Raw genomic sequence first — 18,180 nt, 5'->3', positions numbered from 1 at the left:
GATGAGGCACTTTGCCGGATTCGACATCTGAATAGACGGAATTCGCCGTTTTTCTTATAATAGAGTAATCAATTTAATAGCGAAGGGAACATGGAACATGACGATACGAAAAGCACTAACAGTAGCGGGTTCGGATACGAGCGGCGGTGCTGGCATCCAGGCTGATCTCAAGACATTCCAGGAATTTGATGTATACGGCATGACCGCATTAACGACCATCGTCTGCATGGAACCCAAGACATGGGATCATCAGGTTTTCCCGGTGGCGCTCGATATTGTGGAAGCACAGTTAAAAACGGTACTTGAGGGCATTGGTATTGACGCCATGAAGACAGGTATGCTCGGATCCGTAGACATTATTGAACTCGTATCCCGGTATATCGATCGATATGATCTGAAACGGATCGTTATCGATCCGGTCATGGTCTGCAAAGGCACGGATGAAGTCCTGCAGCCGGAGAATACAGAAGCGATGCTGGAGTTTCTGCTCCCGCGTGCCGATCTGGTAACGCCAAACCTGTTCGAAGCATCCCAGTTAGCTAAGTCCGGACCAATCACAACTTTGGATCAAATGCAGGAGGCGGCTGCGATCATTCATGAGCGCGGCGCTAAAAATGTATTGATTAAGGACAGAGGAAAGCTCAGTGAAGGTAAAGCTATGGATCTGCTCTATGATGGAAACAAGTTTGAATGGTTCGAGGCTGATACCGTTGTAACCAAGTATACACATGGTGCAGGCTGTACATCATCCGCTTCCATTACTGCCAATCTGGCCAAAGGCTTGACCGTACGCGATTCGGTGCAGCAAGCTAAAGCTTTTATTACCCAAGCCATCGCGGGTGGCTTCCCGCTGAATGAATTTGTTGGACCGACAAGACATTCTGCCCATCGCCAATCTGCCAATTCCTAAGGATGCATTTTCTTGCAAACTTATTCATTTTTCTAAATCTGGTTGTAGATTGCAACCCAAAAAACCTTTCTTCCATGAAGAAAGGTTTTTTTGTTGTTAGCTGTATTTGCTGCATATATTGTATAGGAGCAAAGGCATACTTCATTCTTCGTGTATTTTCCGAAAGGATAGAGCGACTTAGGTCCTTTCCAGTATAATTATATGCTATACTTTATAAAAGAGTCAGATAGAAACAGGAAGAAACTGCTTAGGGGTTGAGATATGTTTCAGGATATTTTGGATTTTTTAATAAAATTTGGGCCGTGGGGTTTGTTCATTCATGCTTTTGCTGATGCTGTGATATTTCCGGTTCCCGCCTTTTTTCTGCAGGTTTCACTTAGTATTATGCATCCGCAGAATGCGCTCTGGCTTGCAACATACGGTTTTATCGGATGCCTGCTGGGAACCCCGTTTGGTTATCTCATCGGAAAGCTGCTTGGGAAGTCGGTATTATATAAGATCCTGAAGAAAGAATGGATCGACGCGGCGACGAACATGTTTCAGAAAAATGGCGAGGCCGCCATATTGATCGGCTCCTTTACACCCGTTCCCTTTAAAGTATTTACCATTCTTTCAGGGTGCTTGAACTTTCCATTATGGAGACTGCTTGCTTATGCTGCTATTGGCAGGGCCACCAAGTTTTATGTTGTAGGCACTTTGTTTTACTTGTATGGCAACGCGGCAGAGGGCATGGTTAAAGATGTATCGCTCTATATTGCGCTTATTGCCGTTCCGCTTCTCTTGGTTGGTGTGTTCATTAAACGGAAGCGCAAACGGAGAAAGATGGAGCAGGAAAAGCTGGCTGAATCAAACCCCGTTGTGATGGAGGAGAAGATCCGGGAGCAGACTTCGGATCAGACGCCATCAGCCTAATCATAGAATAGCCGTCTGGGATTATTCATCCGGGCAGGAATCAATAACAAAGCAGCCGGGCAAATGCCCAGCTGCTTTGTTATTCCAAGATATCAGATTCACTTTATTCAATATGAATATAATAGCTGCTTACCTGCGCTGCTAACCCGTTTTTCCAATTCGGAAGAACTTACCTCGACCCTTCGTTGTCACGGGAGTAAAGGTCGGGGATGGGGAGAGCGGAGGATTGATTTCTTGTGAAAGATAACCATGCAGAGGTCCACGATAGATTTCATTCAGCTGCGGTGAGCGGGAGAAATCCTCTGGTGTTACAAGATGACAGGGTTTATTCACAGGCCGCAGGCCTGCTTGCTCCAGCACGGTAGCGACAAAGTGAGAGCAGAAATAAGCATCATCGCGATCAATATGAATCCGAAACAATATACCCAGAAGCCCTAGCAGATTGTATTTATAGCGGTTTTGATCACGCATCATCTCTTTGACAAGATTGTGCATGCGTTGGTAGTCTTCATTACTGACGCGGAATCGGTAAATAGCGCATTCCGAAGTGTAGAAGAAAGGGTCGCGCAGATTCTCGCGAACCAATCCGCCATCAAACGGATTGTTCGCCTTCTTTCGCCCAAAGCTGTACACTTCGCGTAATTCGGAATCAAACGCGATGGATGCATGATTGAGTGGGGCTTTTGTGAAATATTGGATCATTCTGCTGAACCAGGTGCCCGTGCCTGTAAGCACAATCCAAATATCTTGTTCCGTGTACATACTCGCAAACTCCTTTGTTAACGATCCTAACAACCAGCCAATGTAAATGACTTGCTTTCTTTCACAATATACGAAAAAGCCATGGCATTCAAGTTAAAAAAAACCATTTTCTCTCAATTTCTCATAATTTAGATCTGGAACCTGAACCAAATTCTAGAAGCCTCTTAACAATATATTCGCCTCCCGTCCAGATTATCCTCTGGTGATTATATTCTTCTGTCTAGAACTTCTGGTTGAATTGTTACCTATAAACTATCTTGACCGGGCGTATGGTTCGCTCTACATTATAGAAAGATAGAGGAGAGGAGGGGTCATATGGGCAATAGTTCATTGTCATTGTTGAAAGAGCCAAAGAAGCGAAAGCTGCTGTTCAGCGCCGGCCTGAGCTGGATGTTTGATGCCATGGATGTCGGGATGATTTCGTTTGTAGTGGCAGCCTTGGCAGCTGAATGGTCGCTGAGCTCGCAGCAGGTGGGTATTCTGACGAGCACGACATCGATCGGTATGGTATTTGGTGCAGCTATGGCTGGATTTTTGGCGGATAAATATGGACGGAAAAATATTTTGCTGTGGACCCTGCTTATTTTTTCGATTGCGAGCGGATTTTCCGCACTGGCCACAGGTTTTATAATGCTATGCTTGATGCGCTTTGTCGCTGGCTTTGGCTTAGGCGGCGAGCTGCCGGTTGCTTCGACGCTGGTATCGGAAAGTATGCCGGTCCAGGAGCGGGGAAGGGCCGTTGTGCTGCTTGAAAGCTTTTGGGCGGCGGGCTGGATATTGTCGGCACTTATCGCTTACTTTGTCATTCCCCATTACGGGTGGCGGATGGCTTTCATCATCGGCGCGCTGCCGGCGTTCTATGCGCTCTATCTACGGCGTGCCATTGAGGACTCGCCAAGGTATAAGGCGAATGCGACCCGCAAGCTGACCTTTGGAGAGCGCGTGGCTTCGGTGTGGTCTTCAGAACACCGGCGTACGAGCATTATGTTATGGGTGCTGTGGTTTACGGTCGTGTTTTCATATTACGGCATGTTCCTGTGGCTTCCTACCGTCATGGTCGATAAAGGGTTCAGTTTGGTTCGGAGCTTTCAGTATGTGCTGATTATGACACTTGCCCAATTGCCGGGATACTTTACAGCGGCGTACTTTATTGAGAAGTTTGGCCGGAAATTTGTTCTGGTTACCTATTTAGTGCTTACGGCTATCAGTGCGATCTGGTTCGGTTACGCGAATACTGAGGCTTCGCTGCTTGCAGCCGGTATTTCCTTATCATTCTTCAATCTAGGAGCATGGGGAGGCTTATATGCTTACAGTCCGGAGCTTTATCCGACGAAGGTTCGTTCAACAGGGGTTGGGCTTGCCACATCATTTGGCCGGATTGGCGGCGTTATCGCTCCGCTGCTTGTCGGTGTGCTGAAGCAAAATGGCACCAGCATCGAATTCATCTTCGTGATGTTCTTTGTCACCATTCTGATCGGAGCGCTGGGTGTGCTGCTGCTCGGGAAAGAAACGAAAGGACTGGAGCTGGTAGACTAAGACGGGTAAGGTCAAAGTTTGTTGCTTTACTGCTACTGTTATGCAAGCTGGCGCAGAACGCAAGAAAGGGTGGATCCAAAGGCTATATGGCCTTGGATTCACCCTTTTTTTGTAACATATCGGAAGCTTAATCTTCTATGAAGAGAGACTTTATACCTCCATAATGGAAGGCATAATATATGGGCTTCGGCCAAGCTCCCGTTTGAAATAACGATTGAGCGTGTTATTGGTCATTTGTTCCCAGGCTGCACGATTGTATTCCCGCTGTTCTCCTGCTTTGTTCAGCTGTTTGCGCAGCATGGCTTCACCCCGGCGCAGGAGGGGCTTAGAATCCTGCATATACACAAATCCGCGAGTGATTAGCTCGGGGCCGGAGAGGAGCTTGCCCGTCTCCCGCTGAAGGGTGATTGCGACGATGACTACGCCATCGTGAGCAAGCTGTACCCGCTCTTCCAGCAGCTCCTTCTCGTGAGTACGGAGCTCCCCATTGTTGATGTACACATCTCCGGAAGGGATATTTCGGCCTTTTCGTGCATAGTTGCGAAATAGAGACAGCGTATTTCCAATATTCATTAAGTAGATGTTGCTCTCCGGAACACCTACCTGCATCGCGAGATCCTTGTGGTTGAGCATCATTCGATATTCGCCGTGGATCGGCACGAAATACTTGGGACGCAAACTGCTGATCATCAACTTCAGATCTTCGCGGCAGCCGTGACCCGAAGTGTGGATATCAAGAATAGAGCCGTATTTAACTTCCGCTCCTGCCCGCATCAAGAGATCGATGCTTCGGTTGACGTTCTGGGTATTACCCGGAATAGGGGAGGATGAGAAAATTACGGTATCGTCCGGATGTATTTGGAGCGAACGATGAGCTCCTGAAGCTATGCGTGTCAGGGCTGCATTGGGCTCTCCCTGACTGCCTGTACAAATAATCAGCACCTGATCATCACGATAGCGGTTCACGGCCTTCACATCAATGATCATACCATCCGGCACGCGAATATAGCCCAGCTCCTGGCCGATCACAAACACCTTCTCCATGCTGCGGCCGACGATAGCGATTTTGCGATGGGTCCGAATGGCCGCTTCTACCACTTGCTGCAGGCGATGAACGTTGGACGCGAAGGTGGCGAACAGAATCCTTCCGGGACATTCCTGGAACAGACGCAGAATGGATTCGCCGACGGTCCGCTCCGAAGGAGTAAATCCGTCCCGTTCGCTATTGGTACTGTCAGCCATAAGGGCCAGAACGCCCCGCCCGCCAATATGCAGAATTTTGTGCAGATCAGCAGGTTTGTCTTCCGGCGTGAAATCGAATTTGAAATCTCCGGTATGTACAATCGGTCCGTACGGGGTTTCTACCACGACGCCGAATGCATCTGGAATGCTGTGGGTCGTGCGGAAGAAATGAACGGAAAGATGACGGAAGGAGATCGTTTCGTCTTCATGGAAGACGTGCAGATCACTTTGGTCCAGCAATCGGTGTTCTTCCAGCTTTGCACGGACCAGACCGATGGTCAGTGCGCCTCCATAAATCGGCATCTGAATTTGACGAAGCACATAGGGAATAGCCCCGATATGGTCCTCGTGACCGTGAGTCAGGAACAGACCCTTCACTTTATGTTTGTTATCGAGCAAATAACGGATGTCCGGGATAATGTAGTCCACACCGCTCATTTCGGCGTCCGGAAACTTTAGTCCAGCATCAATAAGAATAATTTCATTTTTGAACTCAACACCGTACATATTTTTACCGATCTCGCCCAATCCTCCGAGCGCGAAGATGCGCACAGGCGGGGCTGAGGGCCTCGGTTTTTTTGCAGGCTTGGCTGTTTGAATCTGATCTGTTAGCAGGGGTTTAGACATAATGTAAAAGAATCCTCTCTATGGTAATTAAGGCAAAGGCCTGGTCATTTAAATTTCTTCTCTACTTAAGATATCAGAAAGTTCAAGCTTTTGGGAAACGGTTTTCAAAATTCGTGGCTTTTCCGTCGGGACAGTCACCTATTCCCCCTCACTCCGATATGTTGTAAAAGAGGAGGTCTGGTGATGAGCCGTATAATGAAGTTGGACGATATGGAAGCTGTGCATAGCCTGCAGGAAGAGTGGCAGCGGGAAGCGATTACCAGACTGGCTGAAAAAATGACGGACCGCTCCGCAAAATTCCCCTGTATTCCTGCAGTGCAAGGACACGCGATGAATCATTTTAGATATGGCTTTATACAAGAAGGCAAAGCGCAGGAGGCTGCGGAGCAATTGGCCTCGATGCTGGGCGAATACGGGTCCCGTTCCAGAGAGCTTGGGCCGTATACATCTCTTGTCGTCTGGATTCGGACGGAATCGAGCAAAGAGAACCTGGAAGGCATTGAGTATTATGAACGCTTATTCTGGCAGCTGTTAAGCCGAACGACCGAATACGATACGGAGCCCTGGCCTGCGGAGCTGCCGGAGGATCCGGCGGATCATCTGTGGGAATTTTGTTATGCAGGCGAGCCTTACTTTGTATACTGCGGTACGCCGGCACATGAACTCCGTCAAAGCCGTCATAGTCCCTACATGATGCTTGCCTTCACACCAAGGTGGGTATTGAAGCAATTCAATGCCCGAGTCAGGCAAGCCGAACACACGAAGGTCATGATTCGTGAGCGTCTGACCGAATATGATCCCGTGCCTCCCCATCCCGATTTGAAGTTCTACGGGGCAGAGGATAATTATGAATGGAAGCAATATTTTTTACGGGATAATACAACGTCGTTATCGAAATGTCCGTTTGCCAGGCTGCATAAAGAGATACGATAATCATTTAGAAATAACTTGCTGCTATCATCATACCTTAAATCGGAGTAACGGATAAGCAGGGTTTTCATTTCAGGCTGCCACTTTTGCGGTAATTTGCAGAGCGGTGGCTTTTTTATGTGGAACCTTGGTGTCTAGGTATAGCATTTTCTCCCTTCATAAGTAAATCTTATCCTTGTTGTACGAAAAATTACCAAGTTACACTTGAAGCACATCAATCAAATTCAACAAGTGCGTTATCCAACAAACAACGGATGGGTCAGGAGGTGAATAAAGGACTGTTCTTTCATTAACCATGAAAACGCTTTAATGAAAAATCCAAGGGAAAAGGAGTTGTTTAATGAATGACGAATGCATCTAAATTGATGAGAGGATGGATACTTGGAATCATCGCCGTGCTGGTGATAAGTGTTTTCCCTGTATACCAGGCTGAAGCTGCTGGAACATGCACAGAGCCGGCATGGAGTAGTTCTGCTGTATACGGTGGAGGTAATATCGTGTCCCACAATGATCACGTCTGGAAAGCGAAGTGGTGGACACAGGGCGAGGTGCCGGGGACAACGGGGCAATGGGGAGTATGGGAAGACCTTGGAGCCTGTAGTCCGGGAACACCTCCCGTTAATCCACCAGTAGATCCCCCTGTGGACCCTCCGGTTGACCCACCAGTAGAACCACCAGTAGATCCGCCCGTGTCGGGTGATCGGATGTATGTCACGTATGCAAGCTCATGGAATACGAGCATTTACGATTTGACCACCGCCAACATTCCTGATTACATTACCCATGTTAATCTTTCATTTGTAAGGCCGGACACTGCGTATACCCAAGGATCCTATGCATTTGATCAAGCCGTTGTAGGATTGGAATTCGTGGAAGGAGCAACGACGCCGAATGGGCAGCGCAAATTTACAGCACAGCAATCGCAGGATCTGCGCAACAACATCGCATCCCTGAGAGCCCGCGGAACGAAGGCATTCATCTCCGTAGGAGGCTGGTCATACAGCCAGGGTTCACAGTGGTCCAGGTTCAATGCCAAGAATGTGGTGGATTTGGCTCTTGATCTCGGCGCAGCCGGTGTCGATATTGACTGGGAATCCAGCGGCAGCAGCTGTAATAAGGGAACAGCTGCCCAGTTCAGCTGCTCCAAGGATGGAGAGATCGCCAGTATCATAACGAGTCTTTATAATGAAATCCAGAATAGAAATGCAAATTTGCAAATCTCTATCGCTGGATGGTCTACAGGTGCTTATTATGTCAAGGGGACGCCATTTGAAGAAGGTAAAGTTCAATGGGGCTCACCTTTTGGGGGCACCATGTATCGAGTAGTTAAGGACCATGGCAGCAAGATTGATTTTATCAATTTAATGTCATACGATGGGGGCGTATATTACGACCCGCGTGAAGGCTATGAATCTTACAAGGCGATTTACAATGGTCCGATCAATATGGGCATGCAGATTGCCCCTGAGGGCTCCGGTGGGGCTGTCCTCCAATTGAATGCGGCACCAGGCACGATCTATGATGCCGAGATGATGAACGGTCAGAATAACCTTGCTACGCAGTATTATAATGTTGAGACCATGGTGAATTACATTAAGAACAAGGGAAGAGCTTACGACGGCTTTATGTTGTGGCAGCTCTGGAAACAGCGGGTTAACGCCCCGGCACCTTCCGGAGCAGCGAATGAGAACAGTGCCGGTCAGTACGTATGCCGCAATCTGCCGCTTGCGGGAGATTGCAACATGACCATCCCAAGCTTGCCGAAATTATAATTTCTTACGATATTCTGAAGGCGTGCAGTTCATGATCTTACGGAACACCCGAACAAAATAACTGATATGCCCAAATCCGACATCGAATGCGATGTCGGATATTTTTTGGTCCGGCTGACGAAGTAACTCAACTGCCTGACGTACCCGATAGGAATTCATGTAGTCGACGGGTGTTTGGCCGGTCATGGATTTAAAGAAGCGGCAAAACTGCCCTTCGCTCATCGGAATCAAATCTGCCAACTCACGGAGCTTGATGGAACGGTGGTAATAGTTCTGGATATAAAGGATGACTTTTTTCAACCGTTCTGTCTTGGTTATATCAACGGCATCGCTCCGGCTTCGGTTTACAAGTCTGCCGGAGGAGGAGGCCTCATACAACATGAGAAACAGATGACCCTTAATAGCTACCTCATAGCCATCAGGTTTATGCTCGGATAATCGCTTCATTTCCAGGATATGTCCAAGCAATCTTCCGTCGGTTTCTGAATTGATCCGTCTTGGGAAGGTGGCTCTCCGCTCTTGGAAGGGAACGATGATGCTTTCCTGCACATGATCGTAGCTGCTGCTCGCAAGCATCCCGAAATCGAACACCATGGCGTAGAACCTGCATCCATGTATGCCTTGGGCATGTCCGGTATGCAAATCCCCTCCATCGATAAATATCGCTTCGCCTGCTCGCACAGAGATGTATTCCGAACCAATTTGAAACAAAACCTCGCCCTCCACCACGTAAAAGATCTCCGCTTCATTATGCCAGTGGGAGTCTACCACATGAGCGCCTGGGCTGAAATGATGCGAGTAAGCCCCAAATGGAAAACGTTCAGTTCCGTGAACCGTACTTTCTTTTAATGACTGGCGAAAAGATTGATCCATGACGCTTCTCCTTATGATATCAAAATCGTGCTATAAATGAGCCGAATATTGTTAGAATTGGGGATATTGTATCAGTATAATGACATTATAACGCTTACATTCTAAAGTTCAATCTTCAGCATATTGAAAGGCGGATAAACAATGAAATTTACTGATGGTAACTGGCTTATTCGTGAAGGATATTCCGTTTCAGGAGCGGTTCAAGCTTATGATTTTGCAGTAAAAGGAGATACGTTGACAGCCTACGCTTCCACGGCACCGATGCCGGGCAGAGGGGCGACGATTAATGCGCAGCTGATTACCGTGCAATTCCATTCGCCGGCACCCGGCGTTATTGGTGTAAAGCTGATCCACTATGCGGGTGTAAGAGACCGCGGACCGGCATTCGAATTGTACAAACAGAATGGTGACCATACGGTCATTGAAGAGAACGATCAGGAAGCTGTTCTTCGCAGCGGCAATTTGAGTGTAGTTATCAAGAAAGGGCCGGAATGGTCGGTTCACTTCTATAGAGGGAATGAACGGATTACTGGCAGCAGAGCCAAATCCATGGCACATATCGTGGAAGATGGCGGGCAGGCCTATATGCGGGAAGAGCTGGATCTCGGCGTCGGCGAGTGGGTATACGGTCTTGGTGAACGCTTTACCTCGTTTGTCAAAAATGGCCAGGTTGTGGATGTTTGGAATCAGGATGGAGGTACGAGTTCCGAGCAGGCTTATAAAAATATTCCGTTCTATCTAACGAACAAGGGATATGGTGTATTTGTAAACCAACCGGATCTTGTATCCTTTGAAGTGGCTTCGGAGAAAGTGAAGAAGGTGCAATTCAGTGTGCGTGGCGAGTCGCTGGAGTATTTCGTTATTGATGGGCCTGATCCGAAAGGCGTGCTGGATAAATACACGAACCTGACAGGCAAACCGGCATTACCGCCGGCTTGGACTTTCGGATTGTGGCTGTCGACCTCATTTACGACCCAATATGACGAGGCGACTGTAAATTCCTTTGTGGATGGTATGCTGAAGCGCGATATCCCGCTGGAAGTGTTCCATTTCGACTGCTTCTGGATGAAGGGTCTCAACTGGACCGACTTCCAATGGGATGAAGAGGTTTTCCCGGATCCGGAAGGCATGCTGAAGCGTTTGAAAGAAAAGGGTCTGAAAATCTGCGTGTGGATCAATCCATATATCGCACAGCGCTCGCGTCTCTTTGAGGAAGGCCGTGAGAAGGGCTATCTGGTGAAGAAGGCAAACGGGGATATCTGGCAGTGGAATCTGTGGCAGCCGGGTATGGCGCTGGTGGACTTCACCAATCCGGATGCGTGTGAATGGTATGCGGGTTACTTGCGCGAGCTGGCCGATATGGGCGTTGACAGCTTCAAGACCGATTTCGGCGAACGCATTCCGACGGATGTTGTTTATTTTGACGGCTCCGATCCTCATAAAATGCACAATTATTACACGCAGCTCTATAACAAAGTGGTTTTCGATGTTCTGGTAGAGAAATTCGGCAAGAATCAGGCGGCCGTATTTGCGCGCTCTGCAACCGTAGGCGGACAGCAGTTCCCTGTTCACTGGGGCGGCGACTGCTACGCCGATTACGAATCGATGGCGGAAAGCCTGCGTGGCGGCTTGTCCCTGGGTCTCGGCGGCTTTGGCTTCTGGAGCCATGACATTGGCGGCTTCGAAAATACGGCCCCGGCGCACGTATTCAAGCGCTGGCTGGCGTTTGGCTTGCTGTCCAGCCATAGCCGTCTGCATGGCAGCAGCTCTTACCGTGTGCCTTGGTCTTACGACGAGGAAGCAGTTGACGTAACATGCTTCTTTACGAAGCTGAAGAGCCGTCTAATGCCTTATTTGTTCCAGACTGCCGTACAGGCATCGGAGCAAGGGGTGCCGAGCATGCGGGCGATGTTCCTTGAATTCCCGGAAGATCCGGCTGTTGAAGCGCTGGATCGTCAATACATGTTGGGTGACTCATTGCTCGTTGCGCCGGTATTCAGCGAGCACGGCGACGTGACATATTACCTGCCGAAGGGACGCTGGACGCATCTATTAACAGGAGAAACGGTGGAAGGCGGGGCCTGGCGCAAGGAAACATACGACTTCCTCGGACTTCCGCTGTTTGTACGAGGCAATTCATTCCTCGCCTCGGGCTCTAACGACACCGGGCCGGAATATGATTATGCAGATGGGGTAGAGCTTGGCTTGTATGCTTTGGAAGACGGAAGTAGGGCTGCCGTTACCGTGCGCAACATGAACGGAGAGAGTGAGTTGACGGTGCGTGCGGCGCGGGCAGGCAGCCAGATCAACTTTACAGTTGAAGGCAGCGGCAAGGCATTCTCCGTAAAATTGTATGATACAGGAATGCTTTCATCTGTCGAAGGTCCAGGAGTGAGTCTGCAAGAGAATAGTATACAAGTGGAGGCAGGGCAGCAGGCCATGAACTTTACAGCAATGCTGGAAAAGTAAGTCTTTAGGAACAAAGGCTGAACATAACAAACAGAAGATAGGCCCGGACCAGCAGTTGCTGGCGTCGGGCTTATTCCATATTATGGTCCGCCTTAAACGGTCGGCAATGCTGATATAATGGGCCTGTGGCAAGTTTATCCACGATGGACGAAAGTGAACGCATCCTTAAAAGCTTGCCGAAGATGAAAGGACAGGAGCGAAGACGGACCGATGCTATCTTATTTGATACAGTTAGTGAATGACATGAAGATCCGTAATAAATTGATATTGTCCTTTGTAGTCGTGGTTTTTGTTCCCGTAGCTATCGTAGGCATCTTTCTTACGGGAGAGCTCCGTACATTTGCTTTCAACAATGCATTGGAACAGGCTTATCAGAATGTGGATCGGGTCAAGAAAAGATCAACCGAAGTCATTAACGTGGCGGACGATTTGTCTTATCGGCTGTCTTATGATGAACGGCTAAGGAATCTTGCTAACCGGCAATATGAAAGCGTATACGATGTGTTTGTGGCCTACAGGGAATATCCTGATTTGCAGCAGGCGATCAGAATGTACAAGGAAATATCGAATATTCGCTTCTATAGTGAGAATCCTACGATGTTGAACAATTGGGAGTTTATATATCCCGAAGAAGAGATTAAAAAGACGGAATGGTATCAACGGGCAGCTGAACATATTGGAGTCATATACTGGGATTACATTATGGATGAGCGTGATCAGAAGGTCTATCTCAGCTTGATTAAAGGGGTGGATCTTGGAAGCAAGGATAACACGGGTGTACTTGTAATTAATGTAAATACCGGTATGCTCAATACGATCCTGAGCCAGGAATCATTCGATACCATTATTGTAGACAGCAGCAACAATATTGTCGCCGCGAATCGACCGGAGCTGTATAAGAAAACGTTAGCAGAGATACATGATATCAGCGGGGTTGTATACCATGAGAGCGGAAGCTACGAGTCGATTATAGACGACGAAGCCTCCAAGGTGCTGATCGAGCCGTTAAATACGGAATCGGGAGTCAATGGTCTGCGCATTATTTCCATATTTTCGATCGACAGCATTGTTTCGGATGCTAATCGGATTAGCAAGCTGGCGATGACGGTTATCATCATCAGTCTGCTGCTGGCCGTTCTTTTGATCTACAGCTTCTCATCCCTGATCTCTAACCGGCTGCTACGTCTTAGCAAGCGTATTACGAAGGTAGGTACAGGTAATCTTGGCGTGGCTATGGAGATTGACGGCAAGGATGAGATCGGGCAGTTGTCCCGCCAATTTAACTCGATGGTGGGCAATATTAATGACTTGATGAATGAAGTACAGGAGTCCAATGCACAGAAGCGGCTGCTGGAGCAGAAGCAGAATGAAATCAAATTCAAAATGATGGCTAGTCAGATCAATCCGCACTTTCTCTTTAATGCACTGGAATCCATTCGGATGGAGGCCCATCTTAAGGGTGAGGTCGAAATTGCCCGGATTGTGCGTCTTCTCGGCAAAATGATGCGCAGCAATCTCGAGGTAGGCAGCGGAAAGACAACGATTAAGGATGAAATCGAGATGGTCCAGTGTTATCTGGACATTCAGAAATTTAGATATGAGGATCGCCTGAAATATGAAATTCATGTTGACCCGGAAGCGAACAAGGTTAGAATACCGCCCTTGATCATTCAGCCGATCGTCGAGAATGCGGTGATACACGGCATGGATCACAAGGAAGAGGGGACCTCGATCAGAGTAAGGGTCACAGCAAGTGAAGGGAAACTGCACGTCATTACCGAGGATAATGGAGCGGGTATATCTCGGGAAAGACTTGAGATGATCGATGGTTTCTTGAACGATACCGATGATAAGGAAGGTGGAAGAATCGGCCTTCGTAATGTTCATGTAAGGCTGCAGCTTACCTACGGCCCTGAAGCGGGCCTGATCATTGAAAGCGAAACCGGGATTGGAACGTGTATAGAATTCAGCATTCCGATAGGAGGAGAGAGCGATGATGAAGGTGTTAATCGTGGATGACGAACCCAAGCTGCGCGAAGGATTGAAGAGCATTGTTCCCTGGTCTGATCTTGGGTATCAGGTTGTGGGTACCGCAGCCAACGGAAATGAAGCACTGGAGAAGCATGGCATATATGACCCTGATTTGATGCTGATCGATATACGGATGCCAGGCATGGATGGATTGCAGCTGATTGAGACTATACGCGAACGGGATGCCGAGATTCATCTGCTGATCTTAAGCGGATATGCCGATTTTGACTATGCCAAGCGGGCCATTTCCAATCGAGTGGACGGATACCTATTAAAACCGGTGGATGAGGAGGAGCTGAGCAAGTATTTGCTGCAGATTAAAGAAGCCATCGAGCAAGAGCAGGCTACAATGGCACTCAATAGAGCTGCCTCAGACATCAGCCGGGAGCAGTTCATATCATCCTGGTTTAATCCGGAGAGTAAAACCGATCCGGCAGCGCTTCGGCAGATGGCTGAGAGGTCAGGGCTGTTATGGAATCAATACCAAGTGCTTCTTCTTCATATGGATCATTACGGTGAATCCCGCCGGGAGGTTGACAATCAGCTGCGAAACCGACTGGTTGAAGTGTGTGAGGAGCAGGGACTGGGCACGGTTTTCTCGATACACGGTATTCTCGGAATTATTATGCCTAGGCCGGTATTAACAGCTGGAGGTAGGAAGGAATTGCTTCAATTAATAGAGGAAGCTGCAGGTTTGACAGGCACGTCCATTACGGCCTCTTTAGGACGTCCGGTAAACCGAGTGGAAGATGTAGCTGATTCGTACCGCAGTGCGAGTGAACGGATTCGCGAGCGATTCTTCTATGCGCCCGGGGAGATTCTCTTTCCTGAGTCTAAACGATTTGCTAGTGATCAGGGCGACGGGGAGCGTCAGCTCTATAACCCGGAACAGCTTATGGAGCAGCTTTATTATGCCGTGGATGTGGGCCATGTCGAAGTACAGCGGAAACTACTCTTAGGTGCCGCGTATGCCATGGTGAATGAAGGATATACGGAAGAAGGAATAAAAAGTGCCTTCGTGGAGCTTTTGACCGGCGTGTATAACAAGCTGATCCAGCATCATAACGAGCTGCAATCACGTACCAAGGAATATTCGGATCGTATCGCCGCGATATTCCGTCAGAGCACTGTAGAGGGCTTATGCAGGCACGCCTCTCAATTCCTGGAGGAGCTGATCTGGCAGGTAGGTCAAGGAGGGCGGGATCAGGAGATGAAACGGATCATAGATCTGATTCAGCGAAATTACAATGAAAATCTTAAGCTGGAAACACTCGCATCGGTCTTTAATTACAACAGTGCTTATCTCGGCAAAATGTTCAAGAGCACAACCGGAGAATACTTCAATACGTATCTCGACAAAGTCCGGATTAACAAAGCCAAGGATTTTCTGAAGCAGGGCATGAAGGTGTATCAGGTTGCGGAGATGGTCGGTTACACGAACGTAGACTATTTTCATAGCAAATTTAAAAAATATGTCGGTACCTCGCCGTCTAATTTCCGCAAGGAGCTGGACCTGTGACAGGGATCTCTCCGAGCGGGGCTTAAGGGAAGACCGGGATCTTGCCCCGGCCCGAGGCACCTCGGTTATACAGCGCATCTATAAAGAAGCCCTAGCTCTGCATATATGTGACCTGGCCTCGCCTGAGACTCAGCGGTCATACAGCTTCTCAGAAAATTGGCCTTAAGAAGTTGCGTTTTCCCCAGCCTTTTGTTTCGGATGATTACTATTTATTCTCTTGAAGTTTCGCTCACTCACTTACAACCAGACTAAACATAAGTACTCTAATATCGCTGCCCTTTCAGACGCGACCAAGGTACGCGTCTTTTTTGTTTCTCCTGCCCCCAAGGCATTACTGGGGGAGAGACAAATGCTGCTGCGAAGCATAGAGCGGAGGGGCCGGAATCGTATCGGAGAAGCGACAGCGTTCGCCTTTAAAACCTGGAAACACCCTCGCTTATATCAATTGAAGTTTCCCGGATTTAACAGCGATCGGAGATACGATCCGGACACGGAGCGGACGAAAGTTTTTCGGTTTTCAGCGTTCTTTTCCCCCTGCGAATGTCTAATTTTTATATGATTTTTAAGCCAATCCTTCGGGTACTTCCCTGTCTCTTCTTGGTTTATCATCAGGATATACAAGAGAGGAGGGGTTGGTTTGAAAGCGGTAACACAAACAGAAGACAGACTCCAACCTGCCACAAAGAGAAAGAAAGGCTTCTGGGCAACGTTCAAAGAGCAGAAGGTTTTGTACGGAATGTCGCTGCCATTCATCATCATCGTCTTCATTTTCAGCTATTTACCGGTATGGGGCTGGTTAATGGCATTTCAGAAGTACAAGCCGGGCAAGGGAATATTCGAGCAAAAATGGGTGGGACTGGACCATTTCGTAGCGCTCTTCTCTGACGATAAGTTTTATCTGGTGTTGCGAAATACACTCGCCATGAGTTTCATGGGATTGATCGTCGGATTTACGATACCAATCCTATTCGCAGTCTTGTTGAATGAGCTTCGTGGAAGCGTATTCAAGAGGACGGTACAGACGATTTCTTATCTGCCCCACTTTGTATCCTGGGTGGTTGTCGCCGGTATCATTACGAAGATGCTGTCTACAGATGGAGGCGCTGTCAATCAGCTGCTGATGTGGCTTGGGTTCATTGATAAGCCGATACAGTTTATGGCTCAAGGGAACCTGTTCTGGTATATCGTAACAGGCTCTGATATATGGAAGGAAATGGGCTGGAGTGCCATCATCTATTTGGCAGCCATCTCAGGGATAGATCAGGAACAGTTTGAAGCAGCCAAGGTCGACGGCGCCAGCCGAATCCGCCAAATATGGCATATTACACTGCCGAGCATCGCCCCTACGATTGCCATTCTGATGATTATGTCCATCGGACATTTAATCAGCATTGGTTTCGAGAAGCAGTTCCTGCTGGGTAACCCGCTCGTTGTGGATTACTCCGAAGTGCTGGAACTGTACGCATTGAACTACGGCCTTGGCATGGGACGTTTTTCATTCGGTACAGCGATCGGAATGTTTAATTCCATCGTCAGCATCATCTTGTTGCTGGTCGCCAACGGCGTGTTCAAGAAATTCACGAAGCAATCGATTATGTAAGGGGAGGGAAACAGCATGGCACGAACCAAAACAGCATTCAAACCTTCGCTCTCGGATCGGGTGTTTGATATTGTGAACTTCACATTTATGACGCTGGTCATGATCGTTACACTGTATCCATTCCTGAATGTCCTTGCCATATCGCTTAATGATTCAGTCGATACGGTGCGCGGAGGAATCTACATCTGGCCGCGGCAATTTACACTTGAGAATTACATTCAAATTTTTAAATATGATGGCTTGATAACCGGTACGAAAAATACGATTCTCCGTACGCTGGCCGGAACATTCCTGGGTTTGCTTAGCGGAACGATGCTGGGATATGTCCTAAGCAGAGTAGATTTCCAGGGCAGAAGGTTTATGTCGGTTTTTCTTGCACTGACAATGTACTTCTCCGGTGGAATGATTCCTGTGTTCATTCTGATTCGTGACCTGCACATGATGAATTCGTTTCTTGTATACATCATTCCGGGAATGGTAAGTGCCTTTAACGTGTTTGTTATCCGGTCTTTCATCGACAGTCTGCCTTACTCGCTGCAGGAATCGGCGAAGCTTGACGGGGCCAATGATTTTACGATCTATTACAAAATCATTCTCCCGCTCTGTAAGCCTGTTCTGGCTACCATCGCTTTGTTCCTGGCCGTCGGGCAATGGAACTCGTGGTTTGATACGTATCTGTATAACGGTAACGCGCCTCAACTCACAACGCTTCAATTCGAGCTGATGAAGGTGCTGCAGAGCACCCAAGGGCAAACCAGCAGCATGATGTCGGGACAGAATATGGCCGAGATCGTGAAGCAGGTGTCACCTGAATCAATCAAAATGGCGATCACGATCGTAGTCACGGTTCCAATCCTGCTCGTATATCCGTTCTTGCAGCGGTATTTCGTTAAGGGTATGACACTTGGAGCTGTGAAGAGCTAGTAATGATATCGGTATCTACAGGCCTAATGTCCTGTTGTACACAATAGATGAGTTATCTAAATATGATTAGGGG

General features: G+C 48.1%; 13 protein-coding genes. 10 read left to right on the top strand and 3 right to left on the bottom strand.

Annotated elements, in window-relative coordinates; translation table 11 throughout:
- Positions 1–97 precede the first annotated feature (97 nt).
- Positions 98–910, top strand: a complete 813-nt coding sequence (gene pdxK, locus ABEQ74_RS25505) for a pyridoxine/pyridoxal/pyridoxamine kinase (RefSeq protein WP_430125035.1) — start codon at positions 98–100, stop codon at positions 908–910.
- Positions 911–1,171: 261 nt separating this feature from the next.
- Positions 1,172–1,822 carry a YqaA family protein gene (locus ABEQ74_RS25500; RefSeq protein ID WP_430125034.1) on the top strand — a complete coding sequence of 217 codons (651 nt, stop codon included), beginning with the start codon at positions 1,172–1,174 and terminating at the stop codon, positions 1,820–1,822.
- Positions 1,823–1,963: 141 nt separating this feature from the next.
- Here ABEQ74_RS25500 and ABEQ74_RS25495 read toward each other — a convergent pair whose 3' ends face one another.
- A complete protein-coding gene (locus tag ABEQ74_RS25495) occupies positions 1,964–2,584 on the bottom strand; it encodes a hypothetical protein (protein ID WP_430125033.1) in 621 nt (206 codons plus the stop codon).
- 315 nt (positions 2,585–2,899) lie between these two features.
- On the opposite strand from ABEQ74_RS25495, the gene ABEQ74_RS25490 reads away from it, so the two are divergent.
- The gene (locus tag ABEQ74_RS25490) at positions 2,900–4,120 is read left to right on the top strand and encodes an MFS transporter (protein WP_430125032.1); all 1,221 of its coding nucleotides are present in this window, start codon (positions 2,900–2,902) and stop codon (positions 4,118–4,120) included.
- Between the two features lie 150 nt (positions 4,121–4,270).
- Here ABEQ74_RS25490 and rnjA read toward each other — a convergent pair whose 3' ends face one another.
- Complete coding sequence (gene rnjA / locus ABEQ74_RS25485) at positions 4,271–5,989, bottom strand: ribonuclease J1 (RefSeq protein WP_430125031.1); 1,719 nt, start codon at positions 5,987–5,989, stop codon at positions 4,271–4,273.
- A 183-nt stretch (positions 5,990–6,172) separates the two neighbouring features.
- Between rnjA and ABEQ74_RS25480 the strand changes: the two genes are divergently transcribed.
- Positions 6,173–6,922, top strand: coding sequence for a YqcI/YcgG family protein (locus ABEQ74_RS25480; protein ID WP_430125030.1), 750 nt, complete (start codon positions 6,173–6,175; stop codon positions 6,920–6,922).
- Positions 6,923–7,263: 341 nt separating this feature from the next.
- Complete coding sequence (locus tag ABEQ74_RS25475; RefSeq protein WP_430125028.1) at positions 7,264–8,691, top strand: glycosyl hydrolase family 18 protein; 1,428 nt, start codon at positions 7,264–7,266, stop codon at positions 8,689–8,691.
- On the opposite strand, the gene ABEQ74_RS25470 is transcribed toward ABEQ74_RS25475, so the two are convergent.
- On the bottom strand, positions 8,686–9,564 hold the full coding sequence (locus ABEQ74_RS25470; protein WP_430125027.1) for an AraC family transcriptional regulator: 879 nt from the start codon (positions 9,562–9,564) through the stop codon (positions 8,686–8,688). The genes ABEQ74_RS25475 and ABEQ74_RS25470 overlap by 6 nt on opposite strands.
- 141 nt (positions 9,565–9,705) lie before the next feature.
- Between ABEQ74_RS25470 and yicI the strand changes: the two genes are divergently transcribed.
- The 5 genes from yicI to ABEQ74_RS25445 all read left to right on the top strand — a co-directional run bounded on the left by yicI (position 9,706) and on the right by ABEQ74_RS25445 (position 18,107).
- Entirely contained in the window at positions 9,706–12,033 is a 2,328-nt protein-coding gene (gene yicI, locus ABEQ74_RS25465) for an alpha-xylosidase (protein ID WP_430125026.1), read from the top strand.
- 210 nt (positions 12,034–12,243) lie between these two features.
- Complete coding sequence (locus ABEQ74_RS25460) at positions 12,244–14,052, top strand: cache domain-containing sensor histidine kinase (RefSeq protein WP_430125025.1); 1,809 nt, start codon at positions 12,244–12,246, stop codon at positions 14,050–14,052.
- Positions 14,027–15,583: a response regulator gene (locus tag ABEQ74_RS25455; RefSeq protein ID WP_430125024.1), complete on the top strand. Its 1,557-nt coding sequence runs from the start codon at positions 14,027–14,029 to the stop codon at positions 15,581–15,583. The genes ABEQ74_RS25460 and ABEQ74_RS25455 overlap by 26 nt, the downstream gene beginning before the upstream one ends.
- A 637-nt stretch (positions 15,584–16,220) precedes the next feature.
- Positions 16,221–17,183, top strand: a complete 963-nt coding sequence (locus ABEQ74_RS25450; RefSeq protein ID WP_430125023.1) for an ABC transporter permease — start codon at positions 16,221–16,223, stop codon at positions 17,181–17,183.
- 15 nt (positions 17,184–17,198) lie between these two features.
- Positions 17,199–18,107, top strand: coding sequence for a carbohydrate ABC transporter permease (locus tag ABEQ74_RS25445; protein WP_430125022.1), 909 nt, complete (start codon positions 17,199–17,201; stop codon positions 18,105–18,107).
- The last annotated feature ends 73 nt before the right edge of the window (positions 18,108–18,180 follow it).

This window comes from Paenibacillus solani (assembly GCF_050475945.1).
Taxonomy (GTDB): Bacteria; Bacillota; Bacilli; order Paenibacillales; family Paenibacillaceae; genus Paenibacillus_AQ; species Paenibacillus_AQ solani_A.
This window is presented reverse-complemented; position numbering and strand designations above follow the sequence as displayed.